Annotated in this window: 20 protein-coding genes; 9 read left to right on the top strand and 11 right to left on the bottom strand. The window is 72.1% G+C overall.

Annotated features, from left to right (window positions below; all coding sequences use genetic code 11):
- The first annotated feature begins 29 nt into the window (after window positions 1–29).
- From queA to queF, 3 genes are read left to right on the top strand one after another with little or no spacing between them, the layout of a single operon-like run.
- Complete coding sequence (queA, locus tag HW578_RS10445) at window positions 30–1,112, top strand: tRNA preQ1(34) S-adenosylmethionine ribosyltransferase-isomerase QueA (protein ID WP_198370499.1); 1,083 nt, start codon at window positions 30–32, stop codon at window positions 1,110–1,112.
- Window positions 1,109–2,236 carry a tRNA guanosine(34) transglycosylase Tgt gene (tgt, locus tag HW578_RS10440; RefSeq protein WP_198370498.1) on the top strand — a complete coding sequence of 376 codons (1,128 nt, stop codon included), beginning with the start codon at window positions 1,109–1,111 and terminating at the stop codon, window positions 2,234–2,236. The genes queA and tgt overlap by 4 nt, the downstream gene beginning before the upstream one ends.
- Complete coding sequence (queF, locus tag HW578_RS10435) at window positions 2,233–2,694, top strand: preQ(1) synthase (RefSeq protein WP_198370497.1); 462 nt, start codon at window positions 2,233–2,235, stop codon at window positions 2,692–2,694. The genes tgt and queF overlap by 4 nt, the downstream gene beginning before the upstream one ends.
- Window positions 2,695–2,697: 3 nt before the next feature.
- Here the strand turns inward: queF and HW578_RS10430 are convergent, their stop codons facing one another.
- On the bottom strand, window positions 2,698–3,555 hold the full coding sequence (locus HW578_RS10430; protein ID WP_369407868.1) for a Bug family tripartite tricarboxylate transporter substrate binding protein: 858 nt from the start codon (window positions 3,553–3,555) through the stop codon (window positions 2,698–2,700).
- Between the two features lie 11 nt (window positions 3,556–3,566).
- Window positions 3,567–4,214, bottom strand: coding sequence for a MarR family winged helix-turn-helix transcriptional regulator (locus tag HW578_RS27800; RefSeq protein WP_232478862.1), 648 nt, complete (start codon window positions 4,212–4,214; stop codon window positions 3,567–3,569).
- Window positions 4,215–4,314: 100 nt separating this feature from the next.
- Here HW578_RS27800 and queG point away from each other — a divergent pair, with 100 nt between their 5' ends.
- The 5 genes from queG (at window position 4,315) to HW578_RS10405 (ending at window position 8,677) form a co-directional block, all read left to right on the top strand.
- Entirely contained in the window at window positions 4,315–5,352 is a 1,038-nt protein-coding gene (queG, locus tag HW578_RS10425) for a tRNA epoxyqueuosine(34) reductase QueG (RefSeq protein WP_232478861.1), read from the top strand.
- Entirely contained in the window at window positions 5,349–6,035 is a 687-nt protein-coding gene (gene queC, locus HW578_RS10420) for a 7-cyano-7-deazaguanine synthase QueC (protein WP_198370494.1), read from the top strand. The genes queG and queC overlap by 4 nt, the downstream gene beginning before the upstream one ends.
- Window positions 6,035–6,616, top strand: a complete 582-nt coding sequence (locus HW578_RS10415) for a VUT family protein (RefSeq protein WP_198370493.1) — start codon at window positions 6,035–6,037, stop codon at window positions 6,614–6,616. Before queC ends, HW578_RS10415 begins: the two co-directional genes overlap by 1 nt.
- Window positions 6,613–7,596: an amidohydrolase family protein gene (locus tag HW578_RS10410; protein ID WP_198370492.1), complete on the top strand. Its 984-nt coding sequence runs from the start codon at window positions 6,613–6,615 to the stop codon at window positions 7,594–7,596. The genes HW578_RS10415 and HW578_RS10410 overlap by 4 nt, the downstream gene beginning before the upstream one ends.
- Before the next feature lie 115 nt (window positions 7,597–7,711).
- Window positions 7,712–8,677: a Bug family tripartite tricarboxylate transporter substrate binding protein gene (locus tag HW578_RS10405; RefSeq protein WP_198370491.1), complete on the top strand. Its 966-nt coding sequence runs from the start codon at window positions 7,712–7,714 to the stop codon at window positions 8,675–8,677.
- 139 nt (window positions 8,678–8,816) lie between these two features.
- Here the strand turns inward: HW578_RS10405 and HW578_RS10400 are convergent, their stop codons facing one another.
- The 9 genes from HW578_RS10400 to HW578_RS10360 all read right to left on the bottom strand — a co-directional run bounded on the left by HW578_RS10400 (window position 8,817) and on the right by HW578_RS10360 (window position 19,294).
- On the bottom strand, window positions 8,817–10,397 hold the full coding sequence (locus tag HW578_RS10400; protein ID WP_198370490.1) for an ABC transporter substrate-binding protein: 1,581 nt from the start codon (window positions 10,395–10,397) through the stop codon (window positions 8,817–8,819).
- 108 nt (window positions 10,398–10,505) lie between these two features.
- Window positions 10,506–11,468: a tripartite tricarboxylate transporter substrate binding protein gene (locus HW578_RS10395; protein ID WP_198370489.1), complete on the bottom strand. Its 963-nt coding sequence runs from the start codon at window positions 11,466–11,468 to the stop codon at window positions 10,506–10,508.
- A gap of 93 nt (window positions 11,469–11,561) precedes the next feature.
- Window positions 11,562–12,521, bottom strand: a complete 960-nt coding sequence (locus tag HW578_RS10390; protein ID WP_198370488.1) for a substrate-binding domain-containing protein — start codon at window positions 12,519–12,521, stop codon at window positions 11,562–11,564.
- Window positions 12,518–14,644, bottom strand: coding sequence for a molybdopterin cofactor-binding domain-containing protein (locus HW578_RS10385; RefSeq protein WP_198370487.1), 2,127 nt, complete (start codon window positions 14,642–14,644; stop codon window positions 12,518–12,520). The genes HW578_RS10390 and HW578_RS10385 overlap by 4 nt, the downstream gene beginning before the upstream one ends.
- Window positions 14,641–15,099 (bottom strand): (2Fe-2S)-binding protein, encoded by a 459-nt coding sequence (locus HW578_RS10380; protein WP_198370486.1) that lies wholly within the window; start codon window positions 15,097–15,099, stop codon window positions 14,641–14,643. Before HW578_RS10380 ends, HW578_RS10385 begins: the two co-directional genes overlap by 4 nt.
- Before the next feature lie 9 nt (window positions 15,100–15,108).
- The gene (locus tag HW578_RS10375; RefSeq protein ID WP_198370485.1) at window positions 15,109–16,074 is read right to left on the bottom strand and encodes a tripartite tricarboxylate transporter substrate binding protein; all 966 of its coding nucleotides are present in this window, start codon (window positions 16,072–16,074) and stop codon (window positions 15,109–15,111) included.
- Window positions 16,075–16,133: 59 nt separating this feature from the next.
- Entirely contained in the window at window positions 16,134–16,865 is a 732-nt protein-coding gene (locus tag HW578_RS10370) for a peptidase (protein ID WP_198370484.1), read from the bottom strand.
- A gap of 18 nt (window positions 16,866–16,883) precedes the next feature.
- Complete coding sequence (locus HW578_RS10365; RefSeq protein ID WP_198370483.1) at window positions 16,884–17,822, bottom strand: alpha-E domain-containing protein; 939 nt, start codon at window positions 17,820–17,822, stop codon at window positions 16,884–16,886.
- The gene (locus tag HW578_RS10360; RefSeq protein ID WP_456308271.1) at window positions 17,816–19,294 is read right to left on the bottom strand and encodes a circularly permuted type 2 ATP-grasp protein; all 1,479 of its coding nucleotides are present in this window, start codon (window positions 19,292–19,294) and stop codon (window positions 17,816–17,818) included. Before HW578_RS10360 ends, HW578_RS10365 begins: the two co-directional genes overlap by 7 nt.
- Window positions 19,295–19,475: 181 nt before the next feature.
- Between HW578_RS10360 and HW578_RS10355 the strand changes: the two genes are divergently transcribed.
- The coding region (locus HW578_RS10355; RefSeq protein WP_198370482.1) for a thiamine pyrophosphate-binding protein at window positions 19,476–20,045 on the top strand (570 nt) is incomplete at its 3' end.

Raw genomic sequence — 20,045 nt, 5'->3', positions numbered from 1 at the left:
GCGGCGCGGCGCGCGCTACCGCCCCCCGCGTGTCTGCCCCCCTCCGCACCCAGGATTTCGACTTCACCCTGCCCGAGGACCTGATCGCCCAGGCCCCCGCCCGGCCGCGCGACGCTGCGCGCATGCTGTTGGTGCGCCCCGATGCCATGGCCGAAGCCGGCGTACGCGACCTGCCCTCCCTGCTGCGCCCAGGCGACGTCATGGTGGTGAACGACACCCGCGTGATCCCGGCGCGGCTACACGCGCAGCGCGGCGCCGCGCGCATCGAGGTGATGCTGAACCGCAGCGAGGGCGGTGGGATCTGGCACGCGCTGGTGCGCAACGCCCGCCGCCTGCGCGCCGGCGACGTGATCGCGATCGAGGGCGCGGAGGGCTGCACCGCGACCGTCATGGCCGACCCGCAGGATGGTGCGGTGATGCTCGACTTCGGCCCCGACCAGGCGGCGCTCGCGGCGGCGCTGGAGAAGGCCGGCGAGGTCCCGCTGCCGCCCTATATCGTCCGGCCGGACGGCCCGCGGACCGAGGATGCGGCCGACTATCAGACCATCTTCGCCGAGCGCCCCGGCGCCGTCGCCGCCCCCACCGCCAGCCTGCACTTCACCCCCGCGCTGCTCGACGCGCTGGCGGCGCGCGGCGTGGGGCGCGCCACCGTCACGCTGCATGTCGGCGCGGGCACCTTCCTGCCGATGCGCGCCGAGGACCCGCGCGCGCATCGCCTGCACGCCGAATGGGGCGAGGTGACGGAACAGGCTGCCGCCGCCATCAACGCCGCGCGCGCCGCGGGCGGGCGGATTGTCGCGATCGGCACCACCGCGCTGCGCCTGCTGGAATCCGCGGTGGATCAGGTTGGCCGCGTGCATCCCTTCCGCGGCCTGACCGACATCTACCTGCTGCCCGGCCACCGCTTCCGCAGCGCCGACCTGCTGATGACGAACTTCCACCTGCCGCGCAGCACGCTCTTCATGCTGGTCTGCGCCTTCGCCGGCACCGCGCGCATGAAGGACGCCTATGCGCATGCCATCGCGCAGCGCTACCGCTTCTATTCGTACGGCGATTCCTCCTTGCTCGAGCGCGCGGACGACCGCGCGACCCTGCTGGAGCGCACCGCATGACGCTGCGCTGGACCGGCGCCGCGACCGACGGCGCCGCACGTGCCGGCACGCTGCACACCGCGCATGGCGATGTGCCCACGCCGGTCTTCATGCCGGTGGGCACCGCCGGCACGGTGAAGGCGATGACCGCGGATGCGGTTCGCAGCACCGGCGCGCGCATGGTGCTCGGCAATACCTATCACCTGATGCTGCGCCCGGGCGCGGAACGCGTGGCGCGGCTGGGCGGCCTGCATCGCATGATGGACTGGCACGGCCCGATCCTGACGGATTCCGGCGGCTTCCAGGTCATGTCGCTCTCCGGCCTGCGCAAGATGGACGAGGATGGCGTGACCTTCCGCAGCCATGTGGACGGGTCGAAGCATCGCCTGACGCCCGAGCGCAGCATCGAGATCCAGCGCCTGCTCGGTGCCGATGTCACGATGTCCTTCGACGAATGCACGCCCTTCCCCGCGACGCAGGACCAGGCCGCGCAGTCGATGCGTCTGTCCATGCGCTGGGCGGCGCGCGGGCGCGAGGCCTTCGTCCCGCGCGAGGGGCATGGCCTGTTCGGTATCGTCCAGGGCGGCGTCTACCCGGATCTGCGCGCCGAAAGCGTCGATGCGCTGACCCGAATCGGCTTCGAGGGCTACGCCGTGGGCGGCCTCGCGGTCGGCGAAGGCCAGGCGGCGATGTTCACCGTGCTGGAGGCCACCTGCCCGCTGCTGCCGGACGACCACGCGCGGTACCTGATGGGTGTCGGCACCCCGGCGGACCTGGTCGGCGCCGTCGCGCGCGGCATCGACATGTTCGACTGCGTGATGCCCACGCGGTCGGGCCGCACGGGCCGCGCCTATACCCGCCGCGGCGTGATCAACATCCGCAACGCCCGCCACGCCGAGGATGACCGCCCGCTCGACCCCGATTGCGGCTGCCCGGCGTGCAAACGCCATTCGCGCGCCTATCTGCACCACCTGTTCAAGGCGGGGGAGATGCTCGGGCCGATGCTGCTGACCTGGCACAACATCCAGTACTACCAGGACCTGATGGCAGACCTGCGCGCGGCGATCCTGTCCGGCAGCTTCGCGCAGGCCGTGGCGCGCATCGAGGCCGGCTGGCGCGCGGGCGAGGAGGAGAAGGCAGCATGACCGAGGATTATTCCGGCCTGACGCAGCTCGGCCAGGCCACCGCCCTGCCCCGCAACCCGCAGGAGGCGGTGCTGGAACGCGTGCCCGCGCCGCACCAGGGCCTGCGTTACTGCGTGCGCTTCACCGCGCCGGAATTCACCTCGCTCTGCCCGCTCACCGGCCAGCCGGATTTCGCGCATCTGGTGATCGACTACGTGCCGGGCGAATGGATCGTCGAGAGCAAGTCGCTCAAGAACTACCTGGCGTCCTTCCGCAACCACGGCGCCTTCCACGAGGCCTGCACGCTGGATATCGCGCAGCGGCTGGTGGGCCTGCTCACGCCGGTGTGGCTGCGCATCGGCGGCTACTGGTATCCCCGCGGCGGCATCCCGATCGACGTCTTCTGGCAATCGGGCGAGGCGCCGCGGGGCGTGTGGATCCCGGCGCAGGATGTGCAGCCCTATCGCGGGCGCGGCTGAGCGTCAGCCCGCGCGTCGCTGGCCGACGGTGCGCAACGCCGTCTGCACCTGGCCGCGCTGCATCGCGATGACCTCGGCCAGCATGGCGGCGGAGCCCGCCTGCGCCAGCATGCCGGCGTTCCCGAGCCGCGCCGCATAGGCCGGGTCGCGCAGCGTGTCGGCCATCGCCGCCGCCATCCTGTCCCGCGCGCCGGGCGGCATGCCGCGCCAGCCGAACAGCGCCGTGAAGGGATCATAGGCAAGGCCCGGCGCACGGGCTTCCGCCATGGTCGGTACATCCGGCAGGTTCGGCGCGCGCACGCCGGAGGTGGTCGCGATCGCGCGGATGGTGCCCTCGCGGATCGACCCGAGCGCCGGCGTCAGCGGCAGGATCGCCGCCTGGATGCGACCCGCGGCGAGATCGACCACCGCCTGCGGCGAGCCGCGATAGGCCACGAAGGGCATGTCCATCGCATGCCGGTGCAGGAACAGCCGGAAGCTCAGCTCCATGAAGCCCGGCACCGAATACCAGTTGAGCGTGCCCGGGGCCGCGCGCGCCGCCGCGACCAGGCCCGCGACATCCCGCGCCGGGGAGGCGGCGGTCACGGCGAGGCAGAGGAACTCGCTCGCCACCACGCCGAGCGGCACCAGGTCCTGCTCCGGGTCGTAAGGCAGCCGGCCTTCGAACGTGTAGGGCACGGTCGAGGCGATCGCGCTCGGCGCGAGCAGCAGCGTCTCGCCCGGGCGGGCGTTGGCATGGGCCTCGCCGGCGATCGCCATGCCGCCGGCCGCGCGGTTCTCGACGACGACGGGCTGGCCGAGGCGCGGCGCCAGGCCCTCGGCGAGCAGCCGTGCGATCGCGTCGATGCCGGACCCCGGCACGCCTGCCACGATCAGTCGGACCGGGCGGTCGGGCCAGGCTGCGGGCTGCGCCGCCGCGCGGCGGCCGCCGAGGATGAGGCCGAGGCCGAGGCCACCGGCGGTGCGGCGCCCGAAGTGCCGGAGGGTGTTGGGCATGGGGGGTCTTCCTCCCTGCGTGCCCGTCGCGGTGGCCGGCGTCCGGCCCCGGGGCGGGCGTGGGTTTCGTGGGCATCGACAAGGCGCGCCATGAGGTCGAGCAGCGTCTCGGCCTCGGCATCGGTTAGCGGCGCCAGCAGGCGGCGTGAGACCGTGCGGGCCTGCACGGCGAATTCGGCGCGCAGGGCATGCCCCGCCGGCGTGAGGGAGAAGGCATTGGCGCGACGGTCCTGCGGGTTGGCACTGCGGGCGACGAGGCCGCGCGCCTCCAGCGCCGCCAGCGCCTGCCCGGTCGAGGTCGGGTCGATGCCGATCGCCGCCGCCAGCCAGTTGCGGTCCATCCCCGGCGAGGTCTGGATCTGCGCGATCAGCGCGACGTTCCAGACTGGCAGGTCGAAGCCTGCATGGGCCTCGCTCTGGAAGGTGTTGGCGATCTGCCAGAGCCGGCGCGCGAGATATTGCGGGACGCGCCGGTGGATGGCCGGGACAGGCTGCGTCGGGGGTGGATCGATCCGGGACGTCATATGCGAAGAATACTTCGTTTATATGCCGACGCAAGAAGAATTCTTCGCATTTCGAAGCCCGGTCCCTCCCCCGTGCTTCTGCGCTATGACGCGCCCGGCCATGGACATGCGCGCGGAGATCCGGCGGAAGGCGATGGAGACGGGCTTCGATGCCGTGGGCTTCGCGCGCGCGCATCTGGGCCCAGAGGTGCGCGAACGGCTGCTGCATTTCCTCGCCGAAGGGCGGCATGGGTCGATGGGCTGGATGGCGGATCGCGCCGGGCAGCGCGCACACCCGCAGGCGCTATGGCCGGAGGCGGTCTCGGTCGTGGTGCTCGGCCTGAACTACGGCCCCAACACCGACCCGCTGGAGACGCTCGCACAGCACGACCGCGCCACCGTCAGCGTCTATGCCCGCAACCGCGACTACCACGACGTGCTGAAGAAGCGACTGAAGGCGCTCGGCCGCTGGATGGCGGAACGCTGGCCCGGCGCGGGCATCAAGGTCTTCGTCGATACCGCGCCGGTCGCGGAGAAGCCGCTGGCGCAGGCGGCCGGCCTCGGCTGGCAGGGCAAGCACACCAACCTGGTGGCGCGCTCGCATGGCTCCTGGCTGTTCCTGGGGGAGGTGTTCACCACGCTCGACCTCGGCGCCGATGCGCCGGAGGTCGACCATTGCGGGTCGTGTTCCGCCTGCCTCGACATCTGCCCGACCGCGGCCTTCCCCGCGCCGTATGAGCTGGATGCGCGGCGCTGCATCTCCTACCTCACCATCGAGCATCGCGGGCCGATCGACCCCGCCCTGCGCCCGTTGATGGGCAACCGCATCTATGGCTGCGACGACTGCCTGGCGGTCTGCCCCTGGAACAAGTTCGCCCGCGCGCACAGCGAACCCGCCTTCGCCCCGCGCACCGAACTGCGCGCGCCGCTCCTGGCGGACCTCGCCGCCCTCGATGATGCCGCCTTCCGCGCCATGTTCGCCGGCAGCCCGGTCAAGCGCATCGGGCGCGACCGCTTCGTGCGCAACGTGATGGTGGCGATCGGCAATTCGGGCGAGGCTGCGCTGCGCGCCACCGCCCAGGCGCGTTGCGAGGATGCCGACCCCGTGGTGGCCGAGGCCGCGCGCTGGGCGGCGCTACGGCTGGAGGATGCGACATGAGGGACGACGCCGCGCTCGTGCTCTTCTCCGGCGGCCAGGATTCCGCCACCTGCCTCGCCTGGGCGCTCGACCGCTTCGCGCATGTGGAGACGCTGGGCTTCGACTACGGCCAGCGGCACCGCGTGGAACTGGACGTGCGCGACGCCTTCCGCACCGCGCTGCCGACCCCGCGGCTCGGCCCCGATCACCTCCTGCGGCTCGATGCGCTGGGCGCGATCTCCGATACCGCGCTGACGCGCGAGGCCGAGATCGCCATGGGCGCGGAGGGCCTGCCCAACACCTTCGTGCCGGGGCGCAACCTGGTCTTCCTCACCTTCGCCGCCGCGCTCGCCTATCGGCGCGGCCTGAAGCACATCGTCGCGGGCATGTGCGAGACGGACTATTCCGGCTACCCGGATTGCCGCGACGACACGATCAAGGCGCTGCAGGTCGCGATCAACCTCGGCATGGAGCGCCGCTTCGTGCTGCACACGCCGCTGATGTGGCTGACCAAGGGCGACACCTGGCGGCTCGCGGAAGCGCTCGGCGGCGCCGCGCTGGTGCAGGCGGTGGTCGAGCACACGCACAGCTGCTATCTCGGCGACCGTTCCCATCGCCACCCCTGGGGCTTCGGCTGCGGCACCTGCCCGGCCTGCGCGCTGCGTGCCCAGGGCTGGAGCGACTACGTTTCGGAGAGGCTATGATGCTAACCACCAGCGCCGGAGGCGCAAACGCCAAGGCGCGCGCCGAAGGCGTGCTCGCGCTGATCGGCTTCGGCCTGTGCATTCCCGCGGCGAACTGGCTGATCGGCCATGTCGGGACGTATTGCGTGCCGAACGGGCCGTGCCTGGTGCCCGTCGCGCCGGGGCTGATGGCGCCCTCGGGCGTGCTGATGATCGGCCTCGCGCTTGTCTTGCGGGACCTGGTGCAGCGGCGCCTCGGCGTCGGCTACGCGGCGCTCGCGGTACTGGCGGGCGCGGCGCTGTCGGGCTTCGTGGCGCCGCCGGCGCTGGTCGTCGCCTCCGCCGTCGCATTCCTGCTCAGCGAATTCGCCGACCTGATCGTGTTCACGCCGCTGCAGAAGCGCGGCCTGGTGCTGGCGGTGGCGGCGAGCGGCGCGGTCGGGCTGGTGGTGGACAGCGTGGTGTTCCTCTGGCTGGCCTTCGGCAGCCTCGACTTCCTCGCCGGCCAGGTGGTGGGAAAGGCATGGATGGTCGCGCTCTCCCTGCCGCTGGTCGCCCTGCTGCGCCGCCGCGACGAACGCCGTGGACTGGAACCCGCATGATCATCGACGCGCATACCCATACGCTCTGCCCCGCGGTGAACCAGCGCCTGCAGGGGCGCCCGGAGCTCGCGCAGGTCCCCTACAACCGCGACATCTCGCCCGAGAGCGCCGAGGTGGACCGCGCGCAGTTCCCCGAACTCGGACGCCGCTTCAACCAGCTGCCCGCGCGCATCGAGGACATGGCGCGCATGCGCGTCGACCACCAGGTCGTGCTGCCCGCGCCGGGCCAGCAGCACTACTGGGCGGAACCCGACCTGCTGGTCGAGATCTCCAGCCTGCAGAATGCGCATGTCGCCGCCCTTGTGGCGCAGGACCCGGCGCGCTTCGCCGGCCTCGGCACGCTGCCCATGACCGCGCCCGACCGCGCGCCGGACGAAGCCGCCCGCGCGGTGGAAACCCAGGGCCTGCGTGGCTTCCAGATCGACACGCGCGCGGGCGCGATGGAACTGTCCGACCCCGCGCTCGACCCGCTCTGGCGGCGCCTCGTCGCGCTCGACGTGCCGGTGGTGCTGCATCCGCTCGGCTTCAGCGATGGCGCGCGGCTCGGTGCCTTCTTCATGGTCAACACCGTGGGCAATCCGCTGGAGGAGGTGATCGCCGCGAACCACCTCATCCTCGGCGGCGTGCTCGACCGGCATCCCGACCTGCGCGTGAAGATCGTGCATGGCGGCGGCTTCCTGCCCTTCCTGATCGGGCGGCTCGACCATGCGTGGAAGCGCCGGCCGGAGCTGCGCCGCCTGACCGCGCAGCCGCCTTCGGCCTACCTGTCGCGGCTGTGGTACGACACCGTGGTCTTCGACTCGCGGCTGCTGCGCATGCTGTTCGACCTGGTGGGGCCCGGGCGCATCATGCTCGGCAGCGACTACCCCTTCGACATGGGGGACGAGGATCCGCGCGGCGTGCTGGCGGCCGCCGGCCTGCCGGCCGAGGAGGTCGCGGCCATCGAGGGCGCCACCGCGCGGGCCTTCTTCCGGCTCTAGCCGCTGGCCGGCGGCCGGCCCGCCCGGCGCGCGCTGATCACGCCGCGTCGATCACCCGCGGCGATTGGCCCCGGCCTTGCTAGGCACCCGGCGAACATCCCGCCGAGGTCCCACCATGCAACGCCGCAGCCTTCTCGCCCTCGCCACCACCTGCCTCGCCACGCCGCAGCTGGCGCGGGCGCAGGCAGGCACCATCCGCATGATCGTCCCCTTCGCGCCGGGCGGCGCGTCGGACACCACCGCGCGCATCATCCAGCCGGGCCTCGCCGCCGGCCTCGGCCGCACCATCGTCATCGAGAACCGCGCCGGGGCCTCAGGGTCGATCGGGACGCGGCTGCTGGTGCAGGCGCCGACCGATGGCAGCGTCATCGGCATCACCAACACCTCGCCCACCGGCATCGTGCCGCTGGCGATGACGCCGAAGCCGTATGACGGCGACACGGACTTCACGCATATCGCGATGGTCGCCGACACGCCGACGGTGATGCTGCTGCCCGGCAACAGCCGCTTCAGCACCTTTGCGCAGGTGGTCGAGGCGGCACGCGCGCGCCCCGCCGGCGTCACCTATGGCAGTTCGGGCGCGGGCGGCATGCAGCACCTGCAGGGCGAGATGCTGGCCAAGCTGGCCGGCGGCACCTGGGTGCACGTGCCCTATCGCGGCACCGGGCCGGGCCTGCAGGCGACGATCTCGGGCGAGGTGGATTGCTTCCTCACGCCGCTCGCCGGCACCACCGGCGCGATCGAGGCCGGGCAGGTCAAGGCGATCGCCGTCTCCACCGCCGAGCCCTTCGCCGCGCTGCCTGGCGTGCCGACCTATCGCGCGCTGGGCCTGCCGGACCTGACGGTGTCCTCCTGGACCGGTATCTCCGGCCCGCGCGGCATGCCCGCGCCAATCGTGGCCGAGATGCACGCCGCCATGCAGAAGGTGCTGGCCGAGCCCGACACCGAGCGGCGGCTGATCGCGGCAGGCCTCTATCCGCTGGGGCGCACCGTCTCCTCCGCCGAATACCAGCAGGTCCACGCGGATTTCGCGCGGGTCTGGGGGGCGGTGGTGCGCGAGGCGCGGATCACCATCGACTGATGCCGGCGGTCGAGGCCTTCGCCCGTCTTCGTGCTCTCGGATGCCGGGCGCAGACCTGCGGCGTGCCCGGCTCCGCGCGGCGCCCCCTCGGGCGCCCGGCATGCGCGAGGCGCGCGTGCGGTCGGCGGGACGCGGCGCGCTAGGTGCGCCGCACGTTCCAGAAGGTCGCGAAGCCCTCGAGCACGCCGGTGATGTTGGACCGATACGCCGTCGGCTGCAGGTACTGCCCCGTCGGGTAGTAGGGCACCTCGCGCATCGCCTCGAGCTGGATGTCGCGGCAGATCGCCTGCTGCGCGGCCAGGTCCGGCGCGCGGAACCAGGCGTCGCGCAGTTCCTCGATGCGGGGCATAGTCGCCCAGCCGGCATAGCCGGCCTCGCCATTGCCGCGCAGCGCGATGTGCCCGGCGGGGTTCAGCCAGTCGGTGCCCGCCCAGTTGGTCATGAAGGCGGACCAGCCGCCCTCGCTGACCGGCCCCTTGCGGTTGCGGCGCTGGAGCATGGCGTTGAACTCGACCGAGTAGATCTCGACATCCATCCCGGCCTGGCGGAACTGGTCCTCCATCACCGCGCCCATCGCCGCGTTGGGGGCGGAGGTGGAGGGGATCATGAAGACCACCTTCTCCCCGCGGTAGCCGGCGTCGCGCAGCGCCTGGCGAACCTTCGCGTAGTCGCGCGGGCCGCGCAGCACATCGAGCCCCGCCTCCGAGGCCATCGGCGTGCCCGGCGCGAAGAAGCCGAGCGGCACATGCATCAGGCTGCTGTCGTTGCCGACCAGCGACTGCATGCAGGCGGTCTGGTCGATCGCGCCCCACAGCGCGCGGCGGATCGCGGGGTTGTCGAAGGGCGGCTGCAGGTGGTTCACCCGCACCATGCCGACGAAGCCGGAGGTATCGAGCACGCGCACCGTCACGTTGCGCGCGCGGCGCAGCTGCGGCAGCAGGTCGTGGTAGGCGTATTCCTGCCAGTCGCGTTCGCCCGCCACCAGCGCGTTGGTCGCGGTGCTGGAATCCGGCGTCACATGCCATTCGACGCGGTCGAAATGCACGACCTTGGGGCCGGAGGTCCAGGCGAGCGCACCGTCGCGCCGCGGCACGTAGCCCTCGAACTTCGTGTAGACGTTGAGCGCGCCGGGCACGCGCTCATCCGCCTTGAAGCGGAAGGGGCCGGAGCCGACCATCTCGGTCACCTGGCGGAACGGGTCGGTGTTCGCCAGGCGCTCCGGCATCATCGCGCAGACGGGCACGGACGCCTTGCCGAGCGCGATCGGCAGCAGCGGGAAGGGCTGCTTCAGCCGGAAGCGGATGGTGCGGTCGTCGGGGGCGGACAATTCATCGGTGACGTCCATCAGCGTCTCGCCGAAGGGATCGCGCCGCGCCCAACGGCGGATCGACGCGACACAGTCGCGCGCCAGCACCGGCTCGCCGTCGTGGAATCGCAGCCCCTCGCGCAGCGTCAGGTTCCACAGCTTCCCGTCATTCCCGATGGTATGGCCATCCACCATCTGCGGCGTCGCCTGATAGGAAGCGTCCATGCCGTAGAGCGTGTCGAACACCATGTAGCCGTGGTTGCGCGACACATAGGCGGTGGTGGTGACGGGATCGAGCGTCACCAGATCCTGCTGCGGCGTGAATCGCAGCGTGGTGGCGGATTGGGCGCGGACCAGCGCAGGGCCGCCGAGGATCGCCGCCCCCGTGGCGGCGAGAAGCGAGCGTCGCTGCATGGCAGGGGTCTCCGTCCTGGGCGATGCGCGCATGAGCCTGCGCGCATCACGATGGATCAGCAATCCCCATGCCGCGGAGCGGCGAGGTCCCGGCCCCGCCGCGGGGCCTCATTCGGCGCGGATGCCGTTCTCCCGCACCACCGCACCCCACTTCGCCACCTCGCGCTGCACGAAGGTGCCGAGCTCGGCGGGCGAGGACATCACGAGGCGCGCCTGCTGCACCTCCTGCATGGTGGTGCGCACGCGCTCCTCGCTCAGCGCTTCCTTCAGCGCGGCGTTCATCCGCATCACGGCCTCCTGCGACGTGCCGTGCGGGGCGAAGACGCCCCACCAGGCCTCGGCCTCGAGGCCCGGCAGGCCGGCCTCGGCCACGGTCGGCAGGTCCGCCAGCGCCGGCAGGCGCTGCGGGCCGAACTGCGCGAAGGTGCGCAGCGTGCCCGAGCGCGCATGCGGATGCACCACCGCGGCCGAGCCGATCATCATGTCGACATGCCCCGCGACGGTGTCGTTCACCGCGAGCCCGCCGCTGCGATAGGGCAAATGCGTCATGCGCGTGTTGGTGCGCCCCTGCAGCAGCACCATGGTCAGGTGGCCGATCGTGCCATTGCCGGTGGAGCCGAAGGACACCGCCTCGGGCCGCGCGCGCGCCGCCTCGACCACCGTCGTGATCGACTGGAACGGCTTGTCGGGCTTGCAGGCGAGCACATAGGGCGCGCCGCCGATCAGCATGACGGGATCGAGGTCACGATCCGGGTTGAAAGGCAGTTGCGGCAGCAGCGCGGCAAGCGTGGCGTGGCTGTCGAAGGTGAGCAGCCAGGTCTGCCCGTCGGGCCGCGCCTTCGCCACCGCATCCGTGCCGATCGCCCCGGCCGCGCCGGCGCGATTGTCGACCACGACGGGCGCGCCGAGGCGCTGCGTCAGCCCCGGCGCGACCAGCCGCGCGACGGCATCGGTGGACCCGCCCGGTGCGAAGGGCACGACGATGCGGATGGCGGTTCCCTGTGCGCGTACGGCCGGCGCGGCGAGGATCGCAGCTGCGCCGAGCGCGGCGCGGCGTGTCATGCGGATCATTGGCGTTCTCCCCGGTTAACGTCGCCGACGTGATGCGGCGCGATAGGTCGTATTGCCGCAGTGATGCGACGGCGCCGAGCGCCGGGCAAGCCCTCAGGCGTCGAGGAGGTCGAGCACCGAGGGGTGGAACAGCGCCTCCGGCGCGATCTCCTTCGCCGCCAGCCCGTCCGCCACGGCGTAGCGGATCATGGCCGCGATCTCGTCGCGGTTGCGCGCGAAGCCATAGGGCCAGGGATTGCCACCCATGGCGGCGATCTGCGCCTCTGCCTCCGCCGCGATCCAGGGCAACGACACGCGCAGCACGTTCACCAGGCGCAGTTCCTCGACCGAGGCGCGCTTCGCCGCGGTGAAGGCGCGGAACAATTCCACCGGCAGCCAGGGGTGGCGTTCCGCCACGTCGCGCCGCACGGCCAGGCAATGCATGATCGGAAAGAAGCCGGTCCGACCGAACCAGGCCTGTTCTTCCGCGCGCGTATCGGGCCAGAGGCGGTCTACCGGCGCCGAACGGTCGAGGAAGCAGCGCGGCGGGCGCGGGCCGATGAGCGCGTCGATCTCACCATCCGCGAGCGCGGCCTCCAGGTCGCGGCCGAGCGGCTTCACGTCGAAGCCCTCGGGCAGGGTGATGGCGATGCGCTCGCCGCCGGTGCGCCATGCGATGCCCTTGGTGTCCACGCCGTACTGCTCGCGCAGGAAGCCGCGCACCCAGAGTGCCGCGGTCTGCTGGTATTCCGGCAGGCCGATGGTGCGTCCCGCGAGATCGGCGGCCGTACGGATGCCGCGGTCGGTGCGGATGTAGACCGCCGAATGCCGGAAGGCGCGCGACAGGAACACCGGCACGCCGACATAGGGCGCATCGCCGCGCGCCGTTGTGACGATGTGGCTGCCCATGGACAGTTCCGACACGTCGAACGCCTTGTCGCGCAGCGCACGGCGGAAGATGTCCTCCGGCTCGCCGGGGATGAAGGTGATGTCGCAGCCGTTCATGCGGAAGCGGCCATCCATCAGCGGCCGCGTGCGGTCGGAAGTCGTGCAGGCGAGGGTGAGCGGAATCATGAGGCCGCGAGGTTCTCCGGCGTGAAGGGCATGGCGCGCGGACGGATGCCGAGCGCGTCGTGGATCGCGTTGGCGATGGCGGCGATGGCGGGGGCGAGCGAGGCCTCCCCTGCCCCGAGTGGCTTCTCATCAGGGCGCGGGATGAGCCGTGTCTCGACCGCCGGCACCTCGCTGAAGCGCAGGATCGGATAGCTCTCCCAGTCGTCGGACGTCACTGCCCGCGGGCCGAAGGCAACCGCTTCCTTCAGCGCCATCGACACACCGTGGATGGCCCCGCCCTCGTACTGGTTCGCCACGCCATCGGGGTTGATGACCTCGCCCACATCGGCGGCGATCCAGAGCCGGCGGCAGACCACGCGGTCCAGCGCCTCGATCTCGGCGGCCACCGCGCAATAGGCGCCGGTGTGCTTGTAGCGCGCATAGGCCAGGCCCATGCCGAAGCCCTCGCGCTTCGTCCGACCGTGCCAGCCAGCCATCTCGGCGGCGAGGGACAGCACCGCCCGCCCGCGCGGGTCCTCGAGGTGCCGTAGGCGGAAGTCGAGCGCATCCTCACCCGCCATCTGCGCCAGTTCATCCATCACGGATTCGATCGCGAAGACATTGGCCGGCGCGCCGAGCCCACGCAGGGCCGAGACGCGCAACGGCATCTCCGCCAGCCGCTTCACGCCCACGCTCAGCTTCGGGATGCGATAGGCCGGGATGGCGTTGCGCTGCGCCCCGCCGCCCGAGGCGAGCGGCGGGTTCAGCGCATTCGGGATGGCGCGCGGCGGGTCCATGTATTCCACCGCGAGCAGCGTCGGCATCGCGCCGCGGCCGGGGCGGGACGAATGGCCGTGGCTGATCACGTCCTCGCGCCAGGAGGCGATGTTGCCCTGCGCATCGAGCGACGCCTCGACGTCCACCACCATGGCGGAGGAGACCGGCCCCCAGCCGAGTTCCTCCGCGCGCGACCACAGCAGGCGCACGGGGCGTCCCGGCGCCGCGCGGGCCGCCAGCGCGGCATCGAGCGCGACATCGTCCGCGCCGTTGTGCCCGTAGCAGCCGGCCCCTTCCATGTGGCGGACGACGATGTCGTCCTCCGGCATCACCAGCGCCTTCGCGAGGTCGGCGCGCAGGTTGTAGACGCCCTGCGAATGGGTCCAGACCTCGAGCGCCCCGTCCTGCCAGCGCGCCACCGCGCAGCAGGTGCCCACCGAGGCATGCGTGACATAGGGCCGGAAGAAGGACGCGCGCAGCGTATGTGCGGGTTCCCCGGCGGCTTCGTCGCGCTCGGCGATCACGGCTTGCTCGCCGGGGGCGGCGCGCAGCCAGTCGGCCAGCGCATGCTCAGGCGGCAACGTGTCCTCGGCCGCCCAGTCGCAGCGCGCGGCCAGGCGTTCCGCGGCGCGCTCCGCGTCGTGCTCCTGCGCCGCCAGCACGGCGAGGAACGACCCGTCCCGCGCGACGACCGCATCCCCGGGCAGCGTGCCGTCCTTGACCGACACCAGCCGCGCGCGCCGCGCCGGCGGGCGCACCACGCGCGCATGCAGCATGCCAGGCAGGCGCAGGTCATGCACGAAGCGCGGCGCGCCGAAGACCTTGTCCGGCAGGTCGATCCGCGCCGCCGATGTGCCCGCGATACGCCGCGCGGATGGCGCCTTCGCGCGGGCATCCTCCGGCGCATCGCAGGCCAGCAGCGCGGCATCCGCCTGCGACCAGTAGGAGGCGACCTGCCGTCCATCGGGTGCCACGAAGGCGCCGTCCTCGACGCGCAGCGCCTCGACCGGCACGCCGCTGCGCTGCGCGGCCACCTGCAGGTGGATGGCGCGCGCCGCAGCGGCGGCGTGGCGCAGCGCCATCCCGCTGTCCTGCACCGAGAGGCTGCCGGAGGTAACCCCCTCGTTCGGGCTGCCCGGCGTGCTCGCCGCCGTCACGCGTACGCGCGGCAGCGCCACGTCCAGCTCATCCGCCACGATCTGCGCAAGCGCGGTCAGGATCCCCTGCCCCAGCTCCACCTTCCCCGGCGTCACCGTGACATGCCCCGCTGCGTCGAAGGTGAGCCAGCGATCGAGCCGCGGATTGTTCGCGAGGCTCCCGGGCAGCCTCCCCGGCGGCGCGGCGCGGCGGTCGAGGTCGGAGCTCATGCGCGCATCTCCGCCGCCGCGCGCTGCACCGCGCGCAGGATCCGGTTGTGGCTGCCGCAGCGGCACAGATGCGGATCGAGCGCCGCGCGGATCGCCGCCTCGTCCGGGTCGGGATCGCGCGCCAGCAGCGCCGCCGCCGCGACCAGGATGCCCGACAGGCAGAAGCCGCATTGCCCCGCCTGTTCGTCGAGGAATGCGCGTTGCAAGGGATGCGGCGCCTCGGGCGTGCCCAGCCCTTCCACCGTCGTCACACTGCGCCCGGCCACCGCCTCGATGCCGAGCGTGCAGGCATAGGCCGGCGCGCCATCCACCAGCACCACGCAGGCGCCGCATTGCTCCGCCCCGCAGCCGAAGCGCGGGCCGGACAGGCCGCAGGCGCCGCGCAGCACATGCAGCAGCGGCGCGCCGGTCGCCTCGACCGACACCGCCGCGCCGTTCAGCGTGAAGGCGACCATCTGCGCGCCTCAGTTCGCAGTGATGCGCGCGATGCGGATGCCCTCGGCCTGGCGGGTGATGTCCTCGCGCAGGAAGCGGTCGAAGGCCCCCACGCTCATGGGGTTCACCAATGCGCCGGCGCGCTGCTGCGCCTCGCGTGTCGCGGGCAGGTCCATCACGCGGTTTACCTCGGCGGCGATGCGCTCGCGGATCGGCAGCGGCGTCGCCGCCGGCGCCATCAGGCCGAGCCAGATGCTGGCCTCGTAGCCCGGAAGGACCTCGGCCACGGTCGGCGCATCCGGCAGCAGCGGGCTGCGCTGCGGCCCGGTGGTGGCGAGCGCGCGCACGCGCCCGCCGCGCGCCTGCTCCGTCATGGTGGGAATGGCGTCGAACATCATCGGCACCTGGCCGGCGATGAGCGCGGTGCGCGCCTCGTTCGAGCCCCTGAAGGGGATGTGCGTGATCTCGATGCCCGCCATGGCGCGGAACACCTCGCCCGCCACGTGATAGGGCGTGCCCGGGCCCGAGGAGGCGTAGTCGAGCTTGCCCGGATTGGCCTTGCAGTAGGCGATCAGCTCCTGCACCGAGTTCACGCCGAGCGAGGGATGCACCACCAGCACGTGATGCGCTACATTGATGAAGGCCACCGCCGAGAGGTCGCGCATCAGCACATAGGGCCGGTTGGGCAGCAGCGTCTCGTTCGCCGTGTGCGTGTTCGACATCAGCAGCAGCGTGTGCCCGTCGGGGGCCGCCTTCGCCACGGCATCGGCGCCGATGGTGCCGCCCGCGCCGGGCCGGTTCTCGATGACCACCGGCTGGCCGAAGGCCTGCTGCAGGGGTTCCTGCAGGAAGCGCCCGGCCACGTCGGCCGACCCGCCGAGGCCGAAGGGCACGATGATGCGGATGGGCCGGCTTGGCCACGCCTGCGCCGCCGCGCCGCGCGCACCCGCCACTGCCGCCGCGCCGATCGCCAGCGCCGTCCTGCGTCCCAACATGCTCAGTTCCTCCCGGTTCCGCGCCGCATTTGTGGCATCGCGCGGCATCCACGCAAGGGTCACACCCAGTCCGGCACCGGCATGGCGCGGTAGGCGTCGCGCAGGCTGCTCGACCAGCCCTCGCGCACCAGGCGGAAATAGGGCTCGTCCTCGGTGATGCGCTTGCGCAGCGCCACCGCCTGCGTGCCCTCGCGATACACCAGCAGGTCGAGCGGCATGCCCACCGTCAGGTTCGACCGAAGCGTCGAATCCATGCTGATCAGCGCGAGCTTCACGCCATCCACCAGCGAGGTGTCGGCCGTCACCACCCGGTCCAGGATCGGCTTGCCGTATTTGTGCTCGCCCACCTGCAGGAAGGGCGTGTCGGCGGTGGCCTCGATGAAGTTCCCCGCGGCATAGACCATGAACAGCCGCTGCGCCTGGCCGGCGATCTGCCCGCCCAGCAGCAGCGCGACGTCGAAGCCGATCCCCTGCGCGCGCAGCGCCGGCCCGTCGGCCTCGAACACCGCGCGCACGGCGGCACCCACCAGCTGCGCGGCGCGGAACATGGTCGGGACGTCGCGCAGCGTGTGGCGCTCGCCCTCGAGCCAGACGCCTTCCTGCAGCCGGTTCCACACCGCCTGGCTGATCGCGAGGTTGCCCGAGGACAGCAGCGCGATCATGCGTTCGCCCGGCACCTCCTCGACCTGCATCTTCGAGAAGGTCGAGATGTGGTCCACCCCCGCATTGGTGCGCGTGTCCGACAGCAGCACCAGCCCCTCATGCAGGAACAGCCCGACGCAATAGGTCATGCGCGCCTCCGCGGGGCTTCAGGAATGCAGGTAGAAGGCGGCGATCTCGCGGCCCAGGTCGATGTTGCGGTCGATCTTGCGGGTCAGGAAATCGTGCAGCCCGGCCGCCATGATATCGTCGATGCGCGCGAACTTCACCCGCGCATGCGTCTCGCCGGCCAGGCGGTGGCATTCGCCGCGCTGCCCGCCATGCGCCGCGGCGAGGCCCTCCAGCGTCTCCTCGATGCGCGCATAGCAGGCGACCATGGAGCGCGGCAGCTCCGGGCGCAGCAGCAGCAGCTCGGCGATGCGCCGCGGCTCCAGCCGCGCGCGGTAGGTGTGGTGGAAGGCGCGCAGCGCCGAGACCGAGCGCAGGATCGCCTGCCAGTGCAGGTAGGCGACCGCGCCGCCTTCCTCGACATCGCCCAGCGCATGGTGATGCACATCGAGCACGCGCGCGGTATTGTCGGCGCGCTCGAGCATGGTGCCGAGCCGCACGAAGCGCCAGGCCTCGCCGCGCAGCATGGTGTCGGCATAGGCGCCGTTGAACAGCACGGTGCGGGATTTCATCCAGTCGAGGAAATCCGGCAGGTTGTCGGCCGTGAAGGTGGCCTCGCTGGTGCGGCGCGCCAGCGACCAGGTCTCGTTCACCGCCTCCCACATGTCGACGGTCAGGGCCGTGCGCACGGCGCGCCCGTTGCGTCGCGCCGCCTCGATGCAGGACATGATCGAGGACGGGTTCTCCGCATCCGCGGCCAGGTAGCGGACCACGTTCTCCTGCGTGAGCGGCACGCCCTTGGCGTTGAAGCCGGGCTCGCAGCCCGAGGCGATGAGCAGCGCGCGCCAGGCATTGTCGCGCTGCCCCGCCCCGGTCAGCGACGCCATGCGCAGCGCCACCTGCAGCCCGCGCGCATTGTTCCCCGCGCGCTCCACGTAGCGGCCGAGCCAATACAGGCTCGCGGCGGTGCGGCTCAGCATTGCGCCTGGCCCTGCCCCTGTCCGGGCGATGGGCGCGTTATGTCGGCCGGGTCGTCCTCCAGCACCCAGGTGTCCTTGGTGCCGCCACCCTGCGAGGAATTCACCACCAGCGATCCCTCCCGCAGCGCGACGCGGGTGAGCCCGCCGGGCACCACCCGCACCTCCTTGCCGCTCAGGATGAAGGGCCGCAGGTCCACATGCCGCGGCGCGATGCCCTTCTCCACCAGTGTCGGCACGGTGGACAGCGCGAGCGTGGGCTGCGCGATGTATTCCGCCGGGCTGGCCTTGATCCGCGCGGCGAATTCTGCGCGCTGTTCCGCCGTGCTGTGCGGCCCGACCAGCATGCCGTAGCCGCCCGACCCGTGCGTCAGCTTCACCACCAGCTCGTGCAGGTGATCGAGGACATAGGCGCGGTCCTCGTCGCGCTCGCACAGGTAGGTCGGCACGTTCGCCAGCAACGGCTCCTCGCCCAGGTAGAAGCGGATCATCTCCGGCACGTAGGGATAGACCGCCTTGTCGTCGGCGATGCCCGCGCCGGGCGCATTGGCCAGCGCGACATTGCCCGCCTTGTAGGCCGCCATCAGCCCCGGCACGCCGAGCACGCTCTCGGGCCGGAATACCTTCGGGTCCAGGTAGTCGTCGTCGATCCGGCGGTAGATCACGTCCACCCGCTGCGGCCCCGCCGTGGTGCGCATGAAGACCACGTCGTCCTCGACGAAGAGGTCGGGGCCTTCCACCACCTCCACGCCCATCTCGTCGGCCAGGAAGCAGTGCTCGTAATAGGCGCTGTTGTAGGAGCCCGGCGTCAGGATCGCCACGCGCGGCGCGCCGCGGCAGCCGGGCGGGGCGACCGATTTCAGCGTCTCGAGCAGTTCCTCGGGGTAATGCCCGACCGGGGCGATGCGATGCGCGGCGCAGAGCCCCGGGAAAAGGCGCAGCATCGCCTCGCGCCCCTCGAGCATGTACGACACGCCCGACGGCGTGCGGCAATTGTCCTCCAGCACCCAGAACTCGGAGGGGCTGGTGCGCACCACGTCGATGCCGGCGATATGCGTGTAGACGCCGCCGGGCGGGGTGAAGCCCGCCATCTCGGGGCGGAAGGCCTCGTTCTCGCGCACCAGCGCGGCGGGGATGCGCCCAGCCTGCAGGATCTCCTGCCGGCCATAGACATCGGCGAGGAACAGGTTCAGCGCCCGCACCCGCTGCACGAGGCCGCGCGAGAGCGCATCCCATTCCGCGCGCGCCAGGATGCGCGGGATGATGTCGAAGGGGATCAGCCGCTCCGGGTCGCCGCCCTCGCCATAGACGGCGAAGGTGATGCCGATGCGCTTGAACAGCAGCTCGGCCTCGTGCCGACGCTGTTCCAGCGCGGCCTGCGGGGTCGCCGCGAGCCAGCGCGCGATCTCGGCATAGGGTCCGCGAACGAGGCCATCGGCCGTCATTTCGTCGAAGGCAGGGGTGGTCGTGGTCACCGGCGCGAAGTCCTCCGGCAACGAGCCTTGCCGTTCGGCAGGGCCGAAGGCAAGCCCGCGATGGGCGGCGCGCCGGCCGCGAGCAGCGCCTTTGCCCAGGAAGCGGGCGCCAGGTGCCCCCTTATGGGCAGGCCGCGCCCGCGCCCCTATTCTCCCGCGGCCCTGCCAGGAGAGCCCCCGCATGCCCGAGCCCACCACCGCCGCCGACGCCATCGCCGCCGCCTTCGCCGGCGCCGGCACCCGGCGCATCTACGGCGTGCCGGGCGGGGGTTCGAGCCTCGACCTGATCGCCGCGGCCAAGGCGCGGGGACTCGACTTCGTGCTGGCGCGGCACGAGACCTCCGCCGTCATCATGGCGGCGACCGAGGCGGAACTGGCCGGCACGCCGGGTGTCGCGCTGTGCACGCGCGGGCCTGGCGTGGGCAATGCGGCGAACGGCATGGCGCATGCGGCACTCGACCGCGCGCCGGTGGTGCTGCTGGCGGACGGCTTCGCACCGGCGGAGCGCGCCTTCGCGACGCACCAGTATTTCGACCATGCGGCGATGCTCGCCCCGGTGACCAAGGCGCAACTCTCGGTCGGGCAGATGGCGGCGGGGGATGCGGCGACGCAGGCGATCGGCGCGGTGATGGCGGCCCCGCGCGGCGCGGCGCTGATCGAACTCTCGGGCAGTGCGGCGAAGCAGCCGGCGGCGCTGGCGCCGGCGCGGCCGGCCCCCACCCTGCCCGCCCCGGACGCCGCCGCGATCGCC

This window comes from Roseomonas rosulenta, assembly GCF_016106005.1.
GTDB classification, from domain to species: Bacteria; Pseudomonadota; Alphaproteobacteria; order Acetobacterales; family Acetobacteraceae; genus Neoroseomonas; species Neoroseomonas rosulenta.
This window is presented reverse-complemented; position numbering and strand designations above follow the sequence as displayed.